The organism is Pseudomonas sp. H3_D04 (genome assembly GCF_054669175.1).
This window is the reverse complement of record NZ_CP162801.1, coordinates 6,019,956-6,035,657: the sequence shown is the minus strand read 5'-3', so window position 1 is coordinate 6,035,657 and position 15,702 is coordinate 6,019,956. Positions and strand designations below refer to the sequence as shown.

Sequence of the window (15,702 nt, the reverse complement as noted above, 5' to 3'; positions counted from 1 at the left end):
CTTGCTCCCGCTGGGCTGCGAAGCGGCCCCAAGATTTTGTGAGTGCCGCGCACCCAAGCGCAAGCAAGCCTCCTCGCCACAATTCGCACAACGTTCATCTGGAAGGTTTACCGCCCAAAATCAAGGCATTGACCGATCATTACCCCGCAAACGCAGGTGGCATGGCCTTTTCGCACCACGAACTCTCAGTGGAAAACGCCGTCATACCCTTCAGTTTGAGCCCGCCGACGAGATTTTCGCGGACAGGTCCAGTCACTTTCGAGATGGAGCATTCCCACAGATGAGCACCCCAGCCACAGTCGCACCCAAGTTCCCGGACAGCATCTTCCGCGCCTACGACATTCGCGGCACGGTCCCGGAATTCCTGAACGCTGAGACCGCTTACTGGCTCGGCCGCGCCATCGGTGCCCAGAGCCTGGCCCAGGACGAACCGAACGTTTCCGTTGGCCGCGACGGCCGCCTGTCCGGCCCGGAACTGGTCGAACAATTGATCAAAGGCCTGGCCGACAGCGGTTGCCACGTCAGCGACGTGGGCCTGGTGCCAACCCCGGCGCTGTACTACGCCGCCAACGTACTGGCCGGCAAATCCGGCGTCATGCTCACCGGCAGCCACAACCCGTCGAACTACAACGGCTTCAAAATCGTCATCGCGGGTGACACCCTGGCCAACGAACAGATCCAGGCCCTGCACGACCGCCTCAAGACCAACAACTTGAGCAGCGGCAAGGGCAGCGTCACCCAGGTCGAGATCCTCGACCGCTACAACACCGAAATCGTCCAGGACATCAAACTGGCTCGTCGCCTGAAAGTCGTGGTCGACTGCGGCAACGGCGCGGCCGGCGTGATCGCTCCGCAATTGATCGAGGCGTTGAACTGCGAAGTCATCCCGCTGTTCTGCGAGGTCGACGGTAACTTCCCGAACCACCATCCGGACCCGGGCAAGCCTGAAAACCTCGTTGACCTGATCGCCAAGGTCAAGGAAACCAACGCCGATATCGGCCTGGCTTTCGACGGCGATGGCGACCGCGTCGGTGTGGTGACCAACACCGGCAGTATCGTTTACCCGGACCGCCTGCTGATGCTGTTCGCCCGCGACGTACTGGCGCGCAACGCGGACGCGGAGATCATCTTCGACGTCAAATGCACCCGCCGCCTGACACCGCTGATCAAGGAATACGGTGGCCGTCCGCTCATGTGGAAGACCGGTCACTCGTTGATCAAAAAGAAAATGAAACAAACCGGCGCCCTGTTGGCCGGCGAGATGAGCGGGCATATCTTCTTCAAGGAGCGCTGGTTCGGTTTTGACGACGGCATTTACAGCGCCGCGCGTCTGCTGGAGATCCTCAGCAAGGAAAAATCCACCGCGGAAGAGCTGTTTGCGACCTTCCCGAACGATATTTCTACGCCGGAAATCAATATCCATGTGACCGAAGAGAGCAAATTCAGCATCATTGATGCATTGCACGACGCGAAGTGGGGCGAAGGCGCCGACCTGACCACCATTGACGGCGTGCGAGTCGACTACGCCAAAGGCTGGGGCCTGGTGCGCGCGTCCAACACCACACCGGTGCTGGTGCTGCGCTTCGAGGCCGATGACGAGGCTGAATTGCAGCGCATCAAGGACGTGTTCAAAGTCCAGCTGAAGCGTGTAGCACCTGATCTCCAATTACCGTTTTGATCTTCTGAAGCACCCGGAGCCCTGAATGACCCTCGAACGCGAAGCCGCCGCCAACACCGCCAAGGTCCTGTCCGAAGCGTTGCCTTACATTCGCCGCTATGTCGGCAAGACGCTTGTGATCAAATACGGCGGCAACGCGATGGAAAGCGAGGAGCTGAAAACCGGCTTCGCCCGCGACATCGTGCTGATGAAAGCCGTCGGTATCAACCCGGTGGTGGTTCACGGCGGCGGCCCGCAAATCGGCGACCTGCTCAAGCGCCTGTCGATCGAGAGCCACTTCATCGATGGCATGCGCGTGACTGACGCGCAGACCATGGACGTGGTGGAAATGGTCCTCGGCGGCCAGGTCAACAAGGACATCGTCAACCTGATCAACCGTCATGGCGGCAGCGCCATCGGCCTGACCGGTAAAGACGCCGAGCTGATTCGTGCGAAGAAGCTCACCGTGACCCGCCAGACGCCGGAGATGACCCAGCCGGAAATCATCGACATCGGCCAGGTAGGCGAAGTGGTCGGGATCAACACCGACTTGCTGAACCTGCTGGTCAAAGGTGATTTCATCCCGGTCATCGCGCCAATCGGCGTCGGTGCCAACGGCGAGTCGTACAACATCAACGCTGACCTGGTGGCCGGCAAAGTCGCCGAAGCGCTGAAAGCTGAAAAGCTGATGCTGCTGACCAACATCGCCGGCTTGATGGACAAGTCGGGCACGGTCCTCACCGGCCTGACCACCCAGCAAGTCGACGAGCTGATCGCCGACGGCACGATCTACGGCGGCATGCTGCCGAAGATCCGTTGCGCGCTGGAAGCGGTTCAGGGCGGCGTGGGCAGCTCACTGATCATCGATGGCCGGGTGCCGAATGCGATTCTGCTTGAGATCTTCACCGATACCGGTGTGGGTACGTTGATCAGCAATCGCAAGCGTCACTAAGCAACACAAACAAAAAGACCCCGCTCAGCTTGGCTGAGCGGGGTCTTTTTTTGCCTGCGCACTCCCTTGTAGGACCGAGGCTTGCCCGCGAAAGCGATCTGACAGTCCCATCATTGCTGAATGTGACGACGCCTTCGCGGGCAAGCCTCGCTCCTACAGGTCAGCGTTAGACGCCGTACTGGGCGCGGTACGCTTCTACGGCTGGCAGGTGCTGCTTGAGCTGCGGATCATCCGCCAGGAATTCCAGCACCTGGTTCAGCGACACAATGCTGATCACCGGAATGCCGAAATCACGCTCCACTTCCTGGATCGCCGACAACTCGCCGTTGCCACGCTCCTGACGGTTCAGGGCGATGAGCACGCCCTTGGCCTTGGCGCCGTCCTGCGAAGCGATGATCTGCATCACTTCGCGGATCGCGGTGCCGGCGGTGATCACGTCATCGATGATCAGCACGTCACCGGTCAACGGCGCGCCAACGAGACTGCCGCCTTCACCGTGGGCCTTGGCCTCTTTGCGGTTGAAGCACCACGGCAAATCACGGCCATGATGTTCGGCCAGCGCCACCGCAGTGGTCGCCGCCAGCGGGATGCCTTTGTACGCCGGGCCAAACAATACATCGAACGAAATACCGCTCTCGACGATGGCTGCCGCGTAGAAACGACCCAGCTGCGCAAGGGCCGAACCGGTATTGAACAGGCCGGCATTGAAGAAGTAAGGACTGGTGCGCCCGGACTTCAGGGTGAACTCGCCGAAGCGCAAAACGCCGCGATCGATGGCAAAACGAATGAAATCGCGCTGATACGCTTGCATGAAAAAAACCCCAAATACCACGGATTTAGCTAATTAGGTTGACGCCGTGTATCATACACGCACGCGATTTTTGGGGCCATTTATGCGGATCATCAGTGTGAACGTCAATGGTATTCAGGCTGCAGTGGAGCGAGGGTTGCTCAGTTGGCTGCAAGCACAGAATGCCGACGTCATCTGCCTGCAGGACACCCGCGCCTCCGCCTTTGAACTGGACGATCCAGCCTTCCAACTGGATGGCTACTTCCTTTATGCCTGCGAAGCCGAAGTTCCCGCCCAGGGTGGCGTGGCTTTGTATTCGCGGTTGCAACCGAAGGCAGTCATCAGCGGTCTCGGTTTCGAGACAGCCGACCGCTACGGGCGCTACCTGCAAGCCGATTTCGACAAGGTCAGCATCGCGACCTTGCTGCTCCCTTCGGGGCAGAACGGCGATGAAGACTTGAACCAGAAGTTCAAGCTAATGGACGATTTCGCCCGTTATCTGGATAAACAGCGACGCAAACGTCGCGAGTACATTTATTGTGGCTCGCTGTACGTGGCGCAACAGAAGCTGGATATCAAGAACTGGCGCGACAGCCAGCAATCCCCGGGCTTCCTGGCACCTGAACGTGCCTGGATGGACGAGATTGTCGGCAACATGGGCTATGTTGATGCCCTGCGTGAAGTCAGCCGTGAAGGCGACCAGTACAGCTGGTGGCCGGACAACGAACAGGCGGAAATGCTCAACCTCGGTTGGCGTTTCGACTACCAGTTGCTGACCCCTGGCCTGCGCCGCTTTGTTCGCAGCGCACGCCTGCCACGCCAGCCACGGTTCTCGCAACACGCACCACTGATCGTGGACTACGACTGGACGCTGACCATTTAAGCGTCTTTTCGCAGACACAAAAAAGCCGACATCGCCGTCGGCTTTTTTGTGCGCCTCATTCCTGTAGGAGCGAGGCTTGCCCGCAAAGAACGATAACGCGTTGTTCCTGACAGACCGAGGCGCCTCAATTCGCGGGCAATCCTCGCTCCTACGGGACAGCGGTGGCTACTTGATCAACCGCCAGGTGAACGGATACCGATACGGCACCCCTTCATTGGCTTTCACTCCACCGATGATCGTCAGTACCAACGCACCAATCGCTACCAGACCGAACAGGAAGAACCCGATGATCACCACCATCAGCAGGAAGCAGATGGCAGAAGCAATGGCGACGGTGATCTGAAAGTTCAGCGCCTCCTTGCCCTGTGCATCGACAAACGGGTCCATCTCGCGCTTCATCTGCCAGAGGATCAGCGGGCCGATCAGCGTACCGAACGGAATCCAGATTCCCAGCAACGCGGACAAGTGACAAAACATCGCCCACTGCCGAACCTCTTTGCTCGGGATGGGAAGTAGCTGCTGCTCGTCACTCATGGTGTCCTCCTTGCGTGGAACATCCGATCAGTCGGCCAGTGCGGCCTTTTGCAGTTCGAAGATCTCGGTCATGCCTTTCTTCGCCAGTTCAAGCATAGCGTTCAGCTCTTCCGGCTGGAACGGCGCGCCTTCGGCAGTGCCCTGGACTTCGATGAAGCCGCCAGTGCTGGTCATCACCACGTTCAGGTCAGTCTCGGCAGCCGAGTCTTCCAGGTAGTCGAGGTCGAGCACAGGCTCGCCCTGGTACATGCCCACCGAAACGGCCGCGATCATTTGCTTGAGCGGGTCGCCGCCTTTCAGGCCGCCGCGCTTCTTGATCACTTTCAAGGCATCGACCAGCGCAACCATGGCGCCGGTGATGGATGCGGTGCGGGTGCCACCGTCGGCCTGGATCACGTCGCAGTCGACGTACAGGGTGACGTCGCCCAGCTTGGACATGTCCAGCGAAGCACGCAGGGAGCGACCGATCAGACGCTGGATTTCCAGGGTGCGGCCGCCTTGCTTGCCACGGCTCGCTTCACGCTGGTTACGCTCGCCAGTGGCGCGCGGCAGCATGCCGTATTCCGCGGTCAACCAGCCTTGGCCCTGGCCCTTGAGGAAACGCGGTACGCCGTTCTCGACGCTGACCGTGCAGATGACTTTGGTATCACCGAATTCGACCAGTACAGATCCCTCGGCGTGTTTGGTGTAGTTGCGGGTAATGCGGATCGAGCGGAGCTGATCGGCAGCGCGACCACTTGGACGTTTCATAGGGAATACCTGTACGGAGGACGGAAAACTGCCGAGCATTATAGAGCCGCGCGCCAAGACTGGGCACTTCTAAAAAATCCGTCCGACGATTGAAGGCGCTGACTAGAGCTTAGAACAGCGCTTTACCGACGGCCTGCAGCCCTTTGTCACACCGTGTGTTTGGGCGCATCCGCCCCACTGCGCTACAATCCTGCGCCTTTGCTGCCTGTCGGCTTTAATTCACAGATATCGGGTCTCGCGAAACCTTTGGTAACGCAAACCTGAATTGCGAGGTACCTCCATGGTGCACAGCATGACCGCCTTCGCCCGCGTTGAAAAAGCCGGCGCCCAAGGCACCCTGAGCTGGGAATTGCGCTCGGTCAACAGCCGCTACCTGGAACCCCATTTGCGCCTGCCGGAGTCGTTTCGCGACCTCGAAGGTGCGGTCCGCGAAGCGCTGCGCCAGGGGATATCCCGGGGCAAGCTCGAATGCACTCTGCGCTTCACCGAAGAAAACACCGACAAACCCCTGCAAGTGGACCGCGAGCGCGCCGCGCAATTGGTCGCTGCCGCCGAGACCATCGCCGGCCTGATCAAGAATCCCGCCGCATTGAATCCGCTGGAAGTCCTGGCCTGGCCTGGCGTTCTGGTGGGCGACGCCGCTGACCCGCAAGCATTGAATGCCGAAGCACTGGCGCTGTTCAATGAAGGTCTGAAAGAACTCAAGGCCGGCCGCGAGCGCGAAGGCGCGGAGCTGGCCCGGTTGATCAACGATCGCCTCACCTCCATCGAAGAAGATGTGGTGACCCTGCGCGAACTGGTCCCGCAGATGCTCGCCACCCAACGCCAGAAAGTCCTCGACCGCTTTGCCGACATGAAAGCCGAGATGGACCCGCAGCGACTCGAGCAGGAAATGGTCATGCTCGCGCAAAAGAGCGACGTCGCCGAAGAACTGGATCGCTTGAGCACTCACATCATTGAAGTTCGCCGGGTACTCAAATCCGGCGGCGCTGCCGGTCGGCGCCTGGACTTCCTGATGCAGGAGCTCAACCGCGAAGCCAACACACTGGGCTCCAAAGCCTTCGACCCGCGCAGCACCCAAGCGGCGGTCAACCTCAAAGTGTTGATCGAGCAGATGCGCGAACAAGTGCAGAATATTGAGTAAGGCAACCCCGACATGACCCACAGCACCGGCACCCTGTACATCATTTCCGCCCCTTCGGGCGCGGGCAAGAGCAGCCTGGTCAAGGCCCTGACCGACGCTGACCAGGAGATCCGCGTCTCGGTCTCCCACACCACCCGCGCCATGCGCCCCGGTGAAGTGAACGGCGTGAACTATCACTTCGTCGAACGCGGCGAGTTCGTGAAGATGATCGAGCACGGGGATTTCCTCGAGCGCGCCGAAGTGTTCGGCAACCTCTACGGCACTTCGCAAAGCCACCTGCAGCAGACCCTGGACGAAGGCCACGACCTGATTCTGGAAATCGACTGGCAAGGTGCCGAGCAAGTGCGCAAATTGATGCCTCAGGCCCGCTCTATCTTCATTCTGCCGCCGTCCCTGCAAGCCCTGCATCAGCGTCTGAACAATCGCGGCCAGGACAGTGACGAGGTCATTGAAGGCCGGATGCGCGAAGCCGTCAGCGAAATGAGCCACTACGTCGACTACGACTACCTGATCATCAATGACGATTTCGCCCATGCGCTGAAGGATTTGCAGGCGATTTTCCGTGCCAATCAGCTGCATCAGAAGCGTCAGCAGCAGCGCAACGGAAAACTTTTGGCTGAATTGCTCGGCTAAACAGCCCTTCCCAAAACCGCTGCAAGGGCTTTACATTGGCACTTGCAGCGCGTTGAAGGGCTTGGTCAAAAAATCAGCGCTTCCCTAATCGCTGGTGATTTTTTAAACTGTTCAGTCCGCTCGCCCACCCGGGCAGCGCGCATATTGCATTCGCTCCGAGGAATACCATGGCCCGCGTAACCGTTGAAGACTGCCTGAACCACGTGGAAAACCGTTTTGAACTGGTCATGCTGTCCACCAAGCGTGCCCGTCAACTGGCCACCGGCGGCAAAGAGCCACTGGTCCAGTGGGAAAACGACAAGCCTACCGTTGTAGCCTTGCGTGAAATCGCCGAAGGCCTGATGAGCTACGAGTTCATCGCCAATGCTGAAATCGTCGAAGACGAACCGCTGTTCGCAGCGTTCGAGGACGAGTCCAACGAGGCAGTCTAAGCCTATGCCTGGTCGACGTAGCACGGCGCGGGGTCACAGCGAACGGCAGGAGTCATCATGCCGAGCATAGACGCCCTCGCCGATCGCTTATCGACCTACCTCGGCAAGGACCAGGTCAACCTGGTCCGCCGAGCGTACTTCTACGCCGAACAAGCCCACGACGGCCAACGCCGCCGCAGCGGTGAGGCGTACGTCACGCATCCTCTTGCGGTGGCGAATATTCTTGCCGACATGCACATGGACCATCAGAGCCTGATGGCGGCGATGCTGCATGACGTGATCGAAGACACCGGTATTGCCAAGGAAGCGCTGCAAGCGCAGTTCGGCGAAACCGTGGCCGAACTGGTAGACGGGGTCAGCAAACTGACCCAGATGAACTTCGAGACCAAGGCCGAAGCACAAGCCGAAAACTTCCAGAAAATGGCCATGGCCATGGCGCGCGACATTCGCGTGATCCTGGTCAAGCTCGCCGACCGCCTGCACAACATGCGCACGCTTGAAGTCCTGTCCGGTGAAAAGCGTCGGCGGATCGCCAAGGAAACCCTGGAAATCTATGCGCCCATCGCCAACCGGCTGGGCATGCACGCCATCCGCATAGAATTCGAAGACCTCGGCTTCAAGGCCATGCACCCGATGCGTTCCGCACGGATCAACCAGGCCGTCAAACGCGCCCGGGGCAACCGCAAGGAAATCGTCAACAAGATCGAAGAATCCCTCAGCCACTGCCTGGCCATCGATGGCATCCAGGGCGAGGTCAGCGGTCGTCAGAAACACCTCTACGGCATCTACAAGAAAATGCGCGGCAAGCGTCGGGCCTTCAACGAGATCATGGACGTCTATGCGTTCCGGATCATCGTCGACAAGGTCGACACCTGCTACCGCGTGCTAGGCGCTGTGCATAATTTGTACAAACCGTTGCCGGGACGCTTCAAGGATTACATCGCGATCCCCAAGGCCAACGGCTACCAGTCGCTGCACACCACGCTGTTCGGCATGCACGGTGTTCCGATCGAGATCCAGATCCGCACCCGTGAAATGGAAGAGATGGCCAACAACGGCATCGCCGCCCATTGGCTGTACAAATCCAGCGGCGACGAGCAGCCAAAAGGCACTCACGCCCGCGCTCGCCAGTGGGTCAAAGGCGTGCTGGAAATGCAGCAACGGGCCGGCAACTCGCTGGAATTCATCGAGAGCGTGAAGATCGACCTGTTCCCGGACGAGGTCTACGTCTTCACGCCCAAAGGCCGGATCATGGAGCTGCCCAAAGGCTCCACGGCGGTCGACTTCGCTTACGCGGTGCACACCGACGTGGGCAACAGCTGCATCGCCTGCCGGATCAATCGTCGTCTCGCACCGCTGTCCGAACCGCTGCAAAGCGGCTCCACGGTCGAGATCGTCAGTGCTCCCGGTGCCCGGCCGAACCCGGCGTGGCTCAACTTCGTGGTCACGGGCAAGGCACGGACCCACATCCGCCATGCGCTGAAACTGCAACGCCGTTCCGAGTCCATCAGCCTGGGCGAGCGCCTGCTGAACAAAGTGCTCAATGGTTTCGACAGCTCGCTGGAAAAAGTACCGGCCGACCGCGTCAAGGCGATGCTCGCCGAATACCGTCTCGAACTGATCGAAGACTTGCTGGAAGACATCGGCCTGGGCAATCGAATGGCCTATGTAGTCGCCCGCCGCCTGCTTGGCGAAGGCGAACAGCTGCCAAGTCCGGAAGGCCCGCTGGCGATTCGCGGCACCGAAGGCCTGGTGCTCAGCTACGCCAAGTGCTGCACACCAATCCCGGGCGACCCGATTGTTGGTCACTTGTCCGCCGGCAAAGGCATGGTCGTGCACCTGGACAACTGCCGCAACATCAGCGAAATCCGTCACAACCCGGAAAAATGCATCCAGCTCTCGTGGGCCAAGGATGTCACCGGCGAATTCAACGTCGAGCTGCGCGTCGAACTGGAACATCAGCGCGGCCTGATCGCCCTGCTGGCCAGCAGCGTCAACGCGGCCGACGGCAATATCGAGAAAATCAGCATGGACGAACGCGATGGTCGCATCAGCGTGGTCCAACTGGTGGTCAGCGTGCACGACCGCGTACACCTGGCCCGCGTGATCAAGAAACTGCGTGCGTTGACCGGGGTGATCCGCATCACCCGCATGCGCGCCTAAGCCCACTATTACAAGGAGTCATTCATGACCAAGACTGTTATCACCAGCGACAAGGCCCCGGCCGCCATCGGTACTTACTCCCAGGCGATCAAGGCTGGCAACACCGTCTACATGTCGGGCCAGATTCCTCTGGACCCAAAAACCATGGAACTGGTTGAAGGCTTCGAAGCCCAGACCGTCCAGGTGTTCGAGAACCTCAAAGCCGTGGCCGAAGCCGCTGGCGGTTCGTTCAAGGACATCGTCAAACTGAACATCTTCCTCACCGACCTGAGCCACTTCGCCAAGGTCAACGAGATCATGGGCAAGTACTTTGACCAGCCATACCCTGCCCGCGCCGCCATCGGCGTAGCCGCCCTGCCAAAGGGTTCGCAGGTTGAAATGGATGCCATTCTGGTCATCGAGTAATACATCCGGCGCAGCCTTTTCAAGGTTGCGTCGACTTCGTTTCTGAAAGGATTCCACCATGCGCCATGCGCTAGCTCTCTCGCTGGTCGCCCTACTCTTGGGCGGTTGTGCCAGCAACCCTGCCGATCGTGACATCAGCGGCACCTGGATCAATCAGGTGGCGATCGACGCTGCGTCCAAAGGTGGCCCCCTGCGTGAAGCGCTCCAGGCTTATGGCCCGAACCTGGAATGGGACGTCAACACCAAGGCCGCTCAAGCCCGCTACACCAATGGTTTTGAAAACGTCGACGGCAAGCTGCTGGGCGAAGAGTCCGGCGCCTGGAAAGTCGACTTTTATGGCAGCTCCGCCAGCGAACTGAAGCGTGACGGCAAGCAACTGAGCCAGGCCGCCAGCGAAAACGAGCCGGAGCAGGTCTTTGACCGCGCGTTGATTCCGGTCCCGGATGGCGCACCGATTGGCGCGAGCTTCGAACGCGCGCTGTACACCGCCTACATGGGCGGCAGCTGGAAAATCGTCAACGGTCCGGGCGAAGGCAATACCGTGCAATTCCAGGCCGATGGCCAGGTTGCCGGACTGCCGGGTGCCGATCGATATGCCCTTTGCCTGGCGGGCGATTGCGCGTCGATGAGCGGCGGCAATGACAACATGTGGCTGCAAGTGAACGGCCAGGGCAATACCTGGATCTTTGCGCGCAAGGGCAAGGAACTGGAGATTCTGCAGGCAGTGAACACGGCTCAGGCGGATGAAATGCCTCAGTTCACGCCGGGTGATCGCAAGTGGTTGCTGGAAAAGCAGTAACCCGGCCCTGAAGCCAACGCAAAACCAATGTGAGAGCGAGCCTGCTCGCGATGAGGCCATAACAGCCAACGATGATGTTGAATGTTATGCCACCATCGCGAGCAGGCTCGCTCCCACATTTGGTTTGTGGTGATGGGAAGTCAGCAGCGGCCTTCGAGAATGGCGGCGTAGCCTTCTCGATAGCTTGGGTACTTCGGCGTCCAGCCTAGGGCCTTCGCCCTGGCATTGCTGCATTGCTTGCTGCCCGTGCGCCGTACGCTCGCGTCGTCAGCCCACTCGGTCACGCCCAGATACTCACGCAACCAGCCCACCACTTCGGCCAGCGGCGCTGGCGCGTCGTCGACACCGATGTAGACGTCATCCAACGCCACCCCGCGTCGATCCGCTTCAAGCAGAAACGCCATCAAGCCCGCCGCGTCATCGGCGTGGATGCGGTTGCCATACAGCGGCGGGTCAACCGCCACGCGATAGCCACGACGCACTTGAGTCAGCAGCCATTCGCGGCCCGGGCCGTAGATGCCAGTCAAGCGCACGATGCTTGCCGGGATGCCGCTCTGGAGCGCCACTTTCTCGGCCTCCAGCATCAATCGACCCGAGTAGCCTGATGCAAGGGTCGGCGAAGTCTCGTCGACCCACTCGCCCTCCTGCTGGCCATACACACTGCTGCTGGAAACAAACAGCAGGCGATTCGGTACCTGCCCGTAGTCGTCGAGCCACTCCAGCACATGCTCCAACCCCTCGACATACGCGGCGCGATAACCGGCTTCATCGTGATTGGTCGCGGCCGCACAATAAACGAGGTAATCCACGGCACCGATGGGCCACGTCTCAGGACAGTCCTTATCGAACAAGTCGCCGGCAACGCCAATGACCCCCTCGGGCAGGCGCGAGACGTCCCGCCTCAGGCCATGAACCTCCCACCCGGAAGCCATCAATTGCGTGGCCAAACGACCGCCGACATCACCACAGCCGGCGATCAAAACAGAAGGCGCAGACATCAGAAAACTCCCATCAGAAAGGCAAAGACTAGCGCCGACAATGGACGAGCGGCTAGCAATGAAGGAAAAAAAGATACTCTATTACTTTTGTTAACAAGAATTACTTGCAATAATGCACGCCACTTTTGTTCTCGGCCTTACGAGGCCTGGAAGAGCATTTACCGTTTTTCTATTTCAGGTCCGGCCAGCATGACACGCAATCAATTCCCCGCTTCGCCAACCAAACGACCTCGCGCCTGGAGCGCAGTGGCCGCCCTGCTGCTCAGCCTGATGCTGGCACCGACCGCCGCTTTCGCTGACGTACAAGCTCCGGCCACTACGGCCGCCGCCGCTGCTCCAGCCCCGGCTGATCATGCCGCCCCCGCCGTTGCACCCGCCGCAACCGACCCGGCTCAGGCAGTAGATGCCGAAGACGTCCCTGAAGTTCTCGAAGCCGACAACACCCTGGGCATGGCCCACGACCTGTCGCCTTGGGGCATGTACCAGAACGCCGACATTATCGTGAAAATCGTGATGATCGGTCTGGCCATCGCCTCGATCATCACCTGGACCATCTGGATCGCCAAGGGCTTCGAGCTGATGGGCGCCAAGCGGCGTCTGCGCACTGAAATCGTCCACCTGAAAAAAGCCACCACCCTTAAAGAAGCCAGCGCCACCGCCACGAAGCAAGGCACCCTCGCCAACCTGCTGGTGCATGACGCCTTGGAAGAGATGCGATTGTCTGTCAACAGCCGCGAGAAAGAAGGCATCAAGGAACGTGTTGCCTTCCGTCTCGAGCGTCTGGTTGCAGCCTGCGGTCGCAACATGAGCAGCGGCACCGGCGTGCTCGCCACCATCGGTTCCACCGCGCCATTCGTGGGCCTGTTCGGCACCGTGTGGGGCATCATGAACAGCTTCATCGGCATCGCCAAAACCCAGACCACCAACCTCGCCGTCGTCGCCCCCGGCATCGCCGAAGCCCTGCTGGCCACCGCGCTGGGTCTGGTTGCGGCGATTCCTGCTGTTGTGATCTACAACGTCTTCGCCCGCTCCATCGCTGGCTACAAGGCGCAAGTGTCCGATGCCTCGGCTGAAGTCCTGCTGCTGGTCAGCCGCGACCTCGATCACCTGCCGACCGCCGAGCGCTCCGCGCAACCCCACATGGTCAAAGTAGGGTAATCAGCCATGGGCTTGCATTTGAAAGAAGGCGCAGACGACGATCTGGCCGAGAACCATGAAATCAACGTCACGCCGTTCATCGACGTGATGCTGGTGCTGTTGATCATCTTCATGGTGGCCGCTCCGTTGGCCACCGTGGACATCAAGGTCGACCTGCCCGCCTCCAGTGCCAAACCGGCGCCGCGGCCAGAGAAGCCGGTGTTCCTCAGCGTCAAGGCTGACCAGCGCCTGTTCCTCGGTGAAGACGAAGTGAAGGCCGAAGCACTTGGCGCCACCCTCGACGCCAGGACCCAAGGCAAGAAAGACACGACGATCTTCTTCCAGGCCGATAAAGGCGTGGATTATGGCGACCTGATGAGCGTGATGGACAACCTGCGCTCCGCCGGTTACCTGAAGGTAGGTCTGGTCGGGCTCGAGACGGCAGTCAAGAAATGATCACGACGCGCCATAAGCTGACGCGTTACAGCGCGAGCCTGGCCGTGGTGCTGGGCGTCCATGCACTGGCTATTGCGCTGGCGCTGAACTGGACGTCGCGCCCACCCATCGAGCTGCCTCCGCAGGCGATGATGGTCGAGTTGGCGCCGGTTCCGGCCCCACCACCGCCGGCACCGCCGAAGGTGATAACGCCGCCACAGCCACCGGCCCCGGTAGAAGAACTGCCGATCCCGAAACTGGCTGAAGTGCCGAAGGCCGAGATCGTTGTGCCGAAGCCGGTCAAACCCAAGCCGAAGCCGAAGCCGCAACCACCCAAGCCTGTGGAGAAAAAGCCGGAGCCGCCGAAGGAGAAACCGTCCGAGGAGAAACCTAGCGACGCGCAACCGACCCAGGCACCGACGGAGAAATCCGCGCAACCAGCACCGGGCCCATCGCCTGCACAACAGGCTGCCAAGGCCAGCTGGGAAGGCACTTTGCTCGCGCACTTGGGCAAGTACAAAAAGTACCCGGTGAGTGCACAGAATCGGGGCAAGCAAGGCACCAACCGTCTGCGCTTCATCGTTGATGGCGAAGGTAATGTGTTGTCGTACGAACTGGTGAGCCGTTCAGGCACCGCCGATCTGGACCGCGCTACCCTGGAAATGATCCGCCTCGCCCAACCGCTGCCCAAGCCACCGGCGGACATGCTGACCAATGGCACCATCGAAATCACGGCGCCGTTCCTCTACTCACTGGAAAAACGCCGCCGCTAATCGCAACACAAAACCATTGCAGGAGTGAGCCTGCTCGCGATCAGGCCACCACATTCAACCTTTTCGGTGAATGTAATACCGCTATCGCGAGCAGGCTCACTCCTACAGGGGTCTCCTCCAGCAGGAAAGTCCATGATCATGCAGAGAAGGCACCCAAAGGTGCCTTTTGTGTATCTGCCAGCGGCAAACCGGCATTACCCAGTGTCACTCTGCACACTCACTCTGATAACGTGCGTCTATCGATTGCAGCCGTTATGCTTGGCGCGCAACTTCATGGACGCTTGCTATGACTCTCACAGAATTACGCTACATCGTTACCCTCGCCCAAGAGCAGCATTTCGGCCACGCGGCCGAGCGTTGCCACGTCAGTCAGCCGACCCTGTCGGTGGGCGTGAAAAAGCTTGAAGACGAACTCGGTGTGCTGATTTTCGAGCGCAGCAAGAGTGCCGTGCGCCTGACCCCGGTCGGTGAAGGCATCGTTGCCCAGGCGCAGAAAGTCCTGGAACAGGCCCAAGGCATTCGCGAACTGGCCCAGGCTGGCAAAAACCAGCTGACCGCTCCGCTGAAAGTCGGCGCGATCTACACCGTCGGCCCGTACCTGTTTCCGCACCTGATTCCACAACTGCACCGGGTCGCCCCGCAGATGCCGTTGTACATCGAAGAAAACTTCACTCACGTACTGCGCGACAAACTGCGCAACGGCGAGCTCGACGCAATCATCATCGCCCTGCCGTTCAACGAAGCCGACGTGCTGACCCTGCAGCTCTACGACGAGCCGTTCTACGTGCTGATGCCGGCCCAGCACCCGTGGACGCAAAAAGAATCCATCGACGCCAGCCTGCTCAACGACAAGAGCCTGCTGCTGCTCGGCGAAGGCCACTGCTTCCGCGATCAAGTGCTGGAAGCCTGCCCGACCCTGGCCAAAGGCAACGACGGCGCCAAACACACCACGGTGGAATCCAGCTCTCTGGAAACCATCCGCCACATGGTCGCGTCCGGCCTGGGCATTTCGATCCTGCCGCTGTCGGCCGTCGACAGCCATCACTACGCCCCTGGCGTGATCGAAGTGCGCCCACTGACGCCTCCGGTGCCGTTCCGCACCGTGGCCATTGCGTGGCGCGCGAGCTTCCCGCGTCCGAAAGCCATCGAGATCCTCGCTGACTCCATTCGCCTGTGCTCGGTTGCCAAGCCGCAAGCACCGGTGGTTGCGGCCTAAGT

At 60.1% G+C, this 15,702-nt stretch carries 16 protein-coding genes and 1 pseudogene; 13 read left to right on the top strand and 4 right to left on the bottom strand.

Annotated elements, in window-relative coordinates; translation table 11 throughout:
* Positions 1-274 precede the first annotated feature (274 nt).
* Both AB4N91_RS27690 and argB read left to right on the top strand, forming a co-directional pair.
* Positions 275-1,678: pseudogene (locus AB4N91_RS27690) on the top strand (phosphomannomutase/phosphoglucomutase); the annotation flags it as partial.
* Positions 1,679-1,703: 25 nt separating this feature from the next.
* The gene (argB, locus tag AB4N91_RS27685) at positions 1,704-2,609 is read left to right on the top strand and encodes an acetylglutamate kinase (RefSeq protein ID WP_010465204.1); all 906 of its coding nucleotides are present in this window, start codon (positions 1,704-1,706) and stop codon (positions 2,607-2,609) included.
* 166 nt (positions 2,610-2,775) lie between these two features.
* Here the strand turns inward: argB and pyrE are convergent, their stop codons facing one another.
* Positions 2,776-3,420: an orotate phosphoribosyltransferase gene (gene pyrE / locus AB4N91_RS27680; protein ID WP_010465206.1), complete on the bottom strand. Its 645-nt coding sequence runs from the start codon at positions 3,418-3,420 to the stop codon at positions 2,776-2,778.
* Positions 3,421-3,502: 82 nt separating this feature from the next.
* On the opposite strand from pyrE, the gene AB4N91_RS27675 reads away from it, so the two are divergent.
* The gene (locus AB4N91_RS27675) at positions 3,503-4,282 is read left to right on the top strand and encodes an exodeoxyribonuclease III (protein WP_007934608.1); all 780 of its coding nucleotides are present in this window, start codon (positions 3,503-3,505) and stop codon (positions 4,280-4,282) included.
* A 165-nt stretch (positions 4,283-4,447) separates the two neighbouring features.
* On the opposite strand, the gene AB4N91_RS27670 is transcribed toward AB4N91_RS27675, so the two are convergent.
* A complete protein-coding gene (locus AB4N91_RS27670) occupies positions 4,448-4,816 on the bottom strand; it encodes a DUF4870 domain-containing protein (protein WP_102594927.1) in 369 nt (122 codons plus the stop codon).
* Between the two features lie 27 nt (positions 4,817-4,843).
* Positions 4,844-5,566, bottom strand: coding sequence for a ribonuclease PH (gene rph / locus AB4N91_RS27665; protein ID WP_010465211.1), 723 nt, complete (start codon positions 5,564-5,566; stop codon positions 4,844-4,846).
* Positions 5,567-5,846: 280 nt separating this feature from the next.
* Here rph and AB4N91_RS27660 point away from each other — a divergent pair, with 280 nt between their 5' ends.
* The 6 genes from AB4N91_RS27660 to AB4N91_RS27635 all read left to right on the top strand — a co-directional run bounded on the left by AB4N91_RS27660 (position 5,847) and on the right by AB4N91_RS27635 (position 11,141).
* Positions 5,847-6,710 (top strand): YicC/YloC family endoribonuclease, encoded by an 864-nt coding sequence (locus tag AB4N91_RS27660; protein WP_077748577.1) that lies wholly within the window; start codon positions 5,847-5,849, stop codon positions 6,708-6,710.
* A 12-nt stretch (positions 6,711-6,722) separates the two neighbouring features.
* Positions 6,723-7,343 (top strand): guanylate kinase, encoded by a 621-nt coding sequence (gene gmk, locus AB4N91_RS27655; protein ID WP_010465215.1) that lies wholly within the window; start codon positions 6,723-6,725, stop codon positions 7,341-7,343.
* Positions 7,344-7,510: 167 nt separating this feature from the next.
* Positions 7,511-7,774, top strand: a complete 264-nt coding sequence (gene rpoZ, locus AB4N91_RS27650) for a DNA-directed RNA polymerase subunit omega (protein ID WP_007894670.1) — start codon at positions 7,511-7,513, stop codon at positions 7,772-7,774.
* Positions 7,775-7,831: 57 nt separating this feature from the next.
* Positions 7,832-9,937: a bifunctional GTP diphosphokinase/guanosine-3',5'-bis pyrophosphate 3'-pyrophosphohydrolase gene (gene spoT / locus AB4N91_RS27645; protein ID WP_010465218.1), complete on the top strand. Its 2,106-nt coding sequence runs from the start codon at positions 7,832-7,834 to the stop codon at positions 9,935-9,937.
* Positions 9,938-9,961: 24 nt separating this feature from the next.
* The gene (locus AB4N91_RS27640; RefSeq protein WP_003229509.1) at positions 9,962-10,342 is read left to right on the top strand and encodes a RidA family protein; all 381 of its coding nucleotides are present in this window, start codon (positions 9,962-9,964) and stop codon (positions 10,340-10,342) included.
* Between the two features lie 58 nt (positions 10,343-10,400).
* Positions 10,401-11,141, top strand: a complete 741-nt coding sequence (locus AB4N91_RS27635) for a hypothetical protein (protein WP_010465226.1) — start codon at positions 10,401-10,403, stop codon at positions 11,139-11,141.
* Between the two features lie 140 nt (positions 11,142-11,281).
* On the opposite strand, the gene AB4N91_RS27630 is transcribed toward AB4N91_RS27635, so the two are convergent.
* Complete coding sequence (locus tag AB4N91_RS27630; protein ID WP_154912746.1) at positions 11,282-12,139, bottom strand: SDR family oxidoreductase; 858 nt, start codon at positions 12,137-12,139, stop codon at positions 11,282-11,284.
* A 189-nt stretch (positions 12,140-12,328) separates the two neighbouring features.
* Between AB4N91_RS27630 and exbB the strand changes: the two genes are divergently transcribed.
* The 4 genes from exbB (at position 12,329) to AB4N91_RS27610 (ending at position 15,700) form a co-directional block, all read left to right on the top strand.
* Entirely contained in the window at positions 12,329-13,297 is a 969-nt protein-coding gene (exbB, locus tag AB4N91_RS27625; protein WP_102594929.1) for a tonB-system energizer ExbB, read from the top strand.
* 6 nt (positions 13,298-13,303) lie between these two features.
* Complete coding sequence (gene exbD / locus AB4N91_RS27620) at positions 13,304-13,732, top strand: TonB system transport protein ExbD (RefSeq protein ID WP_010465232.1); 429 nt, start codon at positions 13,304-13,306, stop codon at positions 13,730-13,732.
* A complete protein-coding gene (locus AB4N91_RS27615; RefSeq protein ID WP_010465234.1) occupies positions 13,729-14,484 on the top strand; it encodes an energy transducer TonB family protein in 756 nt (251 codons plus the stop codon). The genes exbD and AB4N91_RS27615 overlap by 4 nt, the downstream gene beginning before the upstream one ends.
* A gap of 286 nt (positions 14,485-14,770) precedes the next feature.
* Positions 14,771-15,700, top strand: a complete 930-nt coding sequence (locus tag AB4N91_RS27610) for a hydrogen peroxide-inducible genes activator (protein WP_010465236.1) — start codon at positions 14,771-14,773, stop codon at positions 15,698-15,700.
* Positions 15,701-15,702: the final 2 nt, after the last annotated feature.

Coding starts and splice junctions, on each gene's coding strand:
- AB4N91_RS27675 (WP_007934608.1), top strand. CDS start 3,503: ATGCGGATCATCAGTGTGAACGTCAATGGTATTCAGGCTGCAGTGGAG.
- exbB (WP_102594929.1), top strand. CDS start 12,329: ATGACACGCAATCAATTCCCCGCTTCGCCAACCAAACGACCTCGCGCC.
- AB4N91_RS27640 (WP_003229509.1), top strand. CDS start 9,962: ATGACCAAGACTGTTATCACCAGCGACAAGGCCCCGGCCGCCATCGGT.
- AB4N91_RS27660 (WP_077748577.1), top strand. CDS start 5,847: ATGGTGCACAGCATGACCGCCTTCGCCCGCGTTGAAAAAGCCGGCGCC.
- AB4N91_RS27670 (WP_102594927.1), bottom strand. CDS start 4,816: ATGAGTGACGAGCAGCAGCTACTTCCCATCCCGAGCAAAGAGGTTCGG.
- exbD (WP_010465232.1), top strand. CDS start 13,304: ATGGGCTTGCATTTGAAAGAAGGCGCAGACGACGATCTGGCCGAGAAC.
- rpoZ (WP_007894670.1), top strand. CDS start 7,511: ATGGCCCGCGTAACCGTTGAAGACTGCCTGAACCACGTGGAAAACCGT.
- rph (WP_010465211.1), bottom strand. CDS start 5,566: ATGAAACGTCCAAGTGGTCGCGCTGCCGATCAGCTCCGCTCGATCCGC.
- AB4N91_RS27615 (WP_010465234.1), top strand. CDS start 13,729: ATGATCACGACGCGCCATAAGCTGACGCGTTACAGCGCGAGCCTGGCC.
- AB4N91_RS27635 (WP_010465226.1), top strand. CDS start 10,401: ATGCGCCATGCGCTAGCTCTCTCGCTGGTCGCCCTACTCTTGGGCGGT.
- pyrE (WP_010465206.1), bottom strand. CDS start 3,420: ATGCAAGCGTATCAGCGCGATTTCATTCGTTTTGCCATCGATCGCGGC.
- AB4N91_RS27610 (WP_010465236.1), top strand. CDS start 14,771: ATGACTCTCACAGAATTACGCTACATCGTTACCCTCGCCCAAGAGCAG.
- argB (WP_010465204.1), top strand. CDS start 1,704: ATGACCCTCGAACGCGAAGCCGCCGCCAACACCGCCAAGGTCCTGTCC.
- AB4N91_RS27630 (WP_154912746.1), bottom strand. CDS start 12,139: ATGTCTGCGCCTTCTGTTTTGATCGCCGGCTGTGGTGATGTCGGCGGT.
- spoT (WP_010465218.1), top strand. CDS start 7,832: ATGCCGAGCATAGACGCCCTCGCCGATCGCTTATCGACCTACCTCGGC.
- gmk (WP_010465215.1), top strand. CDS start 6,723: ATGACCCACAGCACCGGCACCCTGTACATCATTTCCGCCCCTTCGGGC.